The sequence below is a fragment of the Haloferax sp. s1 genome (assembly GCF_058382125.1).
Genome location: NZ_JBZRPK010000172.1, coordinates 1 through 1,610, shown reverse-complemented (window position 1 = coordinate 1,610; position 1,610 = coordinate 1). Strand labels below are relative to the sequence as shown.

The 1,610-nt window shown below is 55.2% G+C and carries 2 protein-coding genes; one reads left to right on the top strand and one right to left on the bottom strand.

What is annotated here, in order from left to right; translation table 11 throughout:
- A partial coding sequence (locus QT222_RS01350; protein WP_491476059.1) for a permease occupies window positions 1-470 on the bottom strand: 470 nt, incomplete at its 3' end.
- A gap of 180 nt (window positions 471-650) precedes the next feature.
- Here QT222_RS01350 and QT222_RS01345 point away from each other — a divergent pair.
- Window positions 651-1,610, top strand: a 960-nt coding sequence (locus tag QT222_RS01345) for a sensor histidine kinase (RefSeq protein WP_491476058.1), incomplete at its 3' end; no start/stop codon positions are given.

The window sequence follows — 1,610 nt, the reverse complement described above, 5'->3', positions numbered from 1 at the left end:
CCCTCCTGTGTCTGTAAGTGCTCGCGAGCGGCGCGAAACCAAGCGTCCGGGACGGCGTATTCGAGAATCGCTGCGAATAACACGATAAGGATGCTACCAGCGACGTAATCGGCGATTACAAACTCCCAGCCGAGGAGAATCCACATCACGAGTCCGAGTTCGATTACGAGGTTCGTGCTGGCGAACTGGAACGCTGCGAGGCTCGCCACCGGGGATGCGCCCTTCTTGAACAGGGACTTCGTCGTGGCGACCGCACCGAACGAACAACTCGACGATGCGGCACCGAACAGCGACCCCAACCCCAGTTCGCGCCAACCACTACCGCCTAGAACCTGCGTCATTTGCTCCTCGCTGACGAACGCTTCGACCGCCCCCGCAATCGTAAATCCGAGTACGAGCGCCCACCACGTCTCCCAGAACATCTCGCCACCGAGACGCAACCCCTCGATGAAGGTCTCAACCACGCTCATCGGCTATCAGAGACACCCTTAGTTGGTGCATCGTGGCTAGCGCGGTTAACGACTGTTGTTGATTTCAACCAGAGAGAATTTCACGCTGAATGGAATGATATCAACCGCTCTGTCGAGGGTGTACATCTCTCAGACGGGAGAAAGACATATGTTCTGAACAATGAAATTCCTACGGCAAAGATGGTAGATATCCATCAGTTCTCCGATTCCCGCGTAAATCGGATACCGCAACTCATCATCGGGTTCGGAGGTGTACTTCTACTCTCTGTCTTTGGAGAATGGGTTGTCCTCGGGGAGATGAGACTGGACTGGTTTCGTTCGACGGATCTTTTCGGCTACATCATCACTACGAGTCCGTTCGTATTCGGCATTATCTATGGCGGGTATTGGCTCGAACGAAGCGGACTGGGACCGGAACGGTACGCTCGAATCGTTAAATGGCTCCTCGGCGGGTTGGGCGTCTACCTCGGGATCAATCTCTTCATTATCCTCGTGTTTCCCGCTGAAATAGGCCTCTCATTCTTTTTCGGCTGGGTCCGGTTCGCAATCGCAATGGGGGCGGCTGGTGGTCTTCTGATTGGAATTATAGAAGCGCGCGCAATCCAGCGCGAGCGCGCCGCAGAGCGTGCCATTGTCCACGCTGAAGAATTGGAATATCGAAGCGACCAGCTGGAGTTTTTCAATAGCATCCTCCGACACGACGTTCTCAACGGGATGACCGTCATTCGGGGACACGCGGAGCTCCTCGTTGAGGACCTCGACGAAGACGACCACCACCAACACGCTGAAACGATTCTGCGGTGGTCCGATGACGTTGTAGATATCGTCCAGCGCGTTCGCAACGTCATACAAACGTTAACCAGAGAGTCGGAGCATCAGTTGACGAACGTCGACCTCTCAGCAATCATCACCGAGGAGGTTGCGCGCGTCCAGTCGGCATATCCCGAAGTGACGTTCGAGACTGACATTCACAACGAAGTGCACGTTAAAGGCGATGAACTGCTGAATGAAGTCATCGGCAACGTCCTCTCGAACGCTGCGATCCACAACGACCCCGACGAACTGTGTGTGACCGTGACCACCGAGAAGGACGAAGAGAGGGGAACAATCAGGACGCGCATTTCCGATACGGGCCAAGGC